This is a genomic window from Streptomyces niveiscabiei (assembly GCF_001419795.1).
Classification (GTDB): domain Bacteria; phylum Actinomycetota; class Actinomycetes; order Streptomycetales; family Streptomycetaceae; genus Streptomyces; species Streptomyces niveiscabiei.
Genome location: NZ_LIRL01000946.1, coordinates 1 through 3,555, shown reverse-complemented (window position 1 = coordinate 3,555; position 3,555 = coordinate 1). Strand labels below are relative to the sequence as shown.

The 3,555-nt window shown below is 71.5% G+C and carries 3 protein-coding genes; 2 read left to right on the top strand and 1 reads right to left on the bottom strand.

Translation table 11 applies throughout. From position 1 onward, the window contains the following. Window positions 1–130 precede the first annotated feature (130 nt). A complete protein-coding gene (locus tag AOK24_RS37550; RefSeq protein ID WP_240000985.1) occupies window positions 131–859 on the top strand; it encodes a hypothetical protein in 729 nt (242 codons plus the stop codon). Here AOK24_RS37550 and AOK24_RS37545 read toward each other — a convergent pair. Next, complete coding sequence (locus tag AOK24_RS37545; protein ID WP_055724422.1) at window positions 842–1,687, bottom strand: LLM class F420-dependent oxidoreductase; 846 nt, start codon at window positions 1,685–1,687, stop codon at window positions 842–844. The two genes, AOK24_RS37550 and AOK24_RS37545, sit on opposite strands and share 18 nt — an antisense overlap. Window positions 1,688–1,921: 234 nt before the next feature. Between AOK24_RS37545 and AOK24_RS37540 the strand changes: the two genes are divergently transcribed. Continuing rightward, complete coding sequence (locus AOK24_RS37540) at window positions 1,922–3,439, top strand: CehA/McbA family metallohydrolase (protein WP_055724421.1); 1,518 nt, start codon at window positions 1,922–1,924, stop codon at window positions 3,437–3,439. Window positions 3,440–3,555: the final 116 nt, after the last annotated feature.

Below are 3,555 nucleotides of genomic sequence, written 5' to 3'. Positions count from 1 at the left end.
GGGTGGGGCGCGGCGTGGGGCGCGGCGTGGGCGTACCTCTCAGGTCCTGTCCCTCGTGAGTACTAGTACCCAGGGGGTGTACGTGGTCGTACCGATGTCCGGGGTATCGCCTCGCGCCTACGGTCCTGGCATGCCTGTGGAGATCACGCCCGACGACAAGACCGAGCCGCCCGCCGAGACCGCGCCCGGAGCCTGCGTCGTACCCGTCCGAGGCACCGCCGCTCGGGTGGGGCAGGCCGTCGGGATCGGCTGCGCCGCGCTCGTCGCCGTACCGCTGTTCCTCGGCCTCGCTCTGATCGTGTGGCTCGCCCTGATCACCAAGGACGCGTCGGACTTCCCCCGGGTCGCGCCCCAGGAGATGGCGGACCGGGCGGTCGCGAACTCCCGGGAGGCGTACGGGGTGCTGGGGTTCACGCGCACGATCGCCTCCGGCGCCGACGATCCCGGGGTCTCTCCCGAGAACACCCTGGATTCCGACCTCTGTTACCGGGGCGGGCTGACGGACGAGACCGTCGTCGGGGCCTACGCCATGCATCATAGCTGGGCGCTCGACCACGTCACCGCCGGGCAGGCGGTTCCCGGGCTGCGTCGGCTGCGCACCCATCTGGAGGACACCGGGTGGGACGTCACGTCCTACGAGGAGGGCAGGACCGGGGATACCTGGAAGCTACGTGCGTCGCGCTCGGACGGCGAGGAGGCGATGTACTTCAGGTGGTCCGCCGAGAGCGGGTACTTCCAAGCGGGTTCCTCCATGCCCTGCGCCATGCCCCCCAGCCGGCAGACAGGGGACGACGACCCCACCGGCGACCGCATGTGGCCGCCGGACCTCACCCCGTCCCCGTCACACGTACGGAGCTAGCTCGTCCAGCACCCCCAGCACCTCCGCCTCCCCCGCCGGAGGCAACTGCACGACCGCCTCCTCGATCCCCAGCTCCGCGTAGTACTCAAGTTTTCCCCGGGTAGGCACTACGGCGTACGGCACGACCTCCAGCTCGGACGGTTCCCGCCCCGCCTCCGCCCACGCCGCGCGCAGCACCGGCAGCGACTCGCCGAGCCCGCGTCCGCCGATCGGGAGCCAGCCGTCGGCGTACTCGCAGATGTGGGAGAACAGCTTGGGTCCGGCGCCGCCGCCGATGAGGGTGCGCGGCCCGACGACCGGCCCGCGCGGCTTCCGCACCGGCTTGGGGTACGCGATGGACGGCCGTACGCTCCCGAACTCCCCTTCGTAGCCCGTGGGTTCGTCGGACCACAGGGCCCGCATCAACGCCATCCGGTCCCGCACCAGCTCCCGCCGGGTCCGCCACTCGACCCCGTGGTCGGCGGCCTCCTCGACGTTCCACCCGTACCCGAGCCCCACCGTGAGCCGTCCCCCGGACAGATGGTCGACGGTGGCGATCTGCTTGGCGAGGTCGATCGGATCATGCTGAGCGACCAGCGTGATCCCGGTCCCCAGCCCCAGCCTCTCGGTCACCGCCGCGGCCTGCCCGAGCCCGACGAACGGGTCCAGCGTCCGCCCGTACTCCCTGGGCAGCTCCCCGCCCGCGGGGTACGGCGTACCTCTCTCGACCGGAATATGCGTGTGCTCCGGCAGATACAGCCCGGCGAACCCCCGCTCCTCCAACTCCCGCGCGAGACGCGTGGGAGTGATGGTCTCATCGGTGAGAAAAATCGTGACCGAGATACGCATACGACGGCCTTTCCGGATGTACAGCGGTACGACTACAGACGCGAGTGCCGCCCTCATCTGTACCCGGAACAACCCGAACTGTCCATACCGACCGGTCGGAACTGCGAGACCGAGCCTCCGGCCCGCCGCCCTCGCGAGACTCAACTGACCGAAAAACACCCCCATTCGAACGACCTCACATCCCGATTCCCCTCACGCCTCCCCGAGTTCACCCCCCTCCCCCACACTGACCCCATGTGCGACGACGCTCACGAGATCGGCAGACGTGCCCTGTTCGTGACGGGTGCGGGTGCGGCGATGACTGCCGGGGGCATGGGTTTCGCCTCCGCCGAGGGACGAGAGCAGGGGCGGGCGGCGAAGACCCTGCGGGGGACGTTGCCCACCGGAGCACCGGACTTCGTGTATGTGCCGGTCGAAGTCCCGGCGGGGGTAAGCGAGTTGAGGGTGGCGTACACCTACGACCGCCCGGCCGTCCCGACCGGCACCGCCGGAAATGCCCTGGACATCGGCCTGTTCGACGAGCGTGGGACGGCACTCGGCGGCCGGGGCTTCCGGGGCTGGTCCGGCGGGGCCCGTACGGAGTTCTTCGTCCGGGCGGACGACGCGACCCCCGGATACGTCCCGGGACCGATCCGCGCGGGGACCTGGTACGTGGCGCTGGGACCGTACACCGTGTCCCCCCAGGGGCTGACGTACGAGATCACCGTCACCCTCACGTACGGGTCACCGGGTCATACCCCTACCCCCGTCTACCCGCCGGAGCGCGCGCGGGGCCGGGGCCGCGCCTGGTACCGGGGCGACTGCCACCTGCACTCCTGGTACTCCGACGGCCGCCGCACCCCCGCCGAGATCGCGGCGCTCGCCCGCGCCGCCGGGCTGGACTTCATCAACACCTCCGAGCACAACACCCATGCGGGGCACGCCCATTGGGCCGACCAGGCCGGCGACGACCTGCTGATCCTGCTCGGCGAGGAGGTCACCACCCGCAACGGCCACGTCGTCGCGCTCGGCACCGATCCCGACACGTTCGTCGACTGGCGCTACCGGGCCCGCGACAACCGTTACTCACGGTTCGCCCGCCAGATCCACCGCGCGGGCGGCCTCGTCGTCCCCGCGCACCCGCACGCCACCTGCATCGGCTGCGCCTGGAAGTTCGGGTTCGGCGAGGCGGACGTGGTGGAGGTGTGGAACGGCCCCTACACCCCGGACGACGAGATCGCGCTCGCCTCCTGGGACGCGACGCTGGTCGCCGCCGTACGGGAGGGCCGCGACTGGCTCCCGGCGATGGGCAACAGCGACGCACACCGCGACCCGGACGTGGTCGGCCTGCCCCAGACCGTGGTCCTCGCGGACGACCTGACCCGCGAGGCGATCCAGGACGGCATCCGCGCCGGGCGGTCGTACGTCGCGGAGTCCAAGGACGTCACGGTCGCCCTCACCGTCACCGGCCCGCGCGGCGAGCACGCCGGTATCGGGGAGCGGCTCGCGGTCGCCCCGGATACCCCCGTGGTCGTACACGTGGAGGTCTCAGGGGTGAGGGGCTGCACGGTCCGCCTGGTCACCGACGAGGGCGTCCTGTTCACCGGGGCCCCCGTGGGCGACTCGGGTTCAGGGGTCTTCGAGTGGCGGACGACACCGTCGTACGCGGCGTACGTACGGGCGGAGGTCCGCCACCCGGCGACCGCACCCCTCCTGCCGGGACCGCTGGCCGCGCTGACCAACCCGGTGTTCCTGGGGCGCGGACGGGGCTGACGGGGACGGGCCGGCTGAGGGTGCCGCGCGGTGCGAAGACCTCAGGGGGACAATCGACAGGGATACCTGAGGGGTACGGGACTACAGGCGCCGTACCCCTCCCCCTCTCCACCCGC

Bases quoted from the DNA above. Each gene is read 5' to 3' on its own strand.
- AOK24_RS37545 (WP_055724422.1), bottom strand. From the start codon at position 1,687: ATGCGTATCTCGGTCACGATTTTTCTCACCGATGAGACCATCACTCCC.
- AOK24_RS37540 (WP_055724421.1), top strand. From the start codon at position 1,922: ATGTGCGACGACGCTCACGAGATCGGCAGACGTGCCCTGTTCGTGACG.
- AOK24_RS37550 (WP_240000985.1), top strand. From the start codon at position 131: ATGCCTGTGGAGATCACGCCCGACGACAAGACCGAGCCGCCCGCCGAG.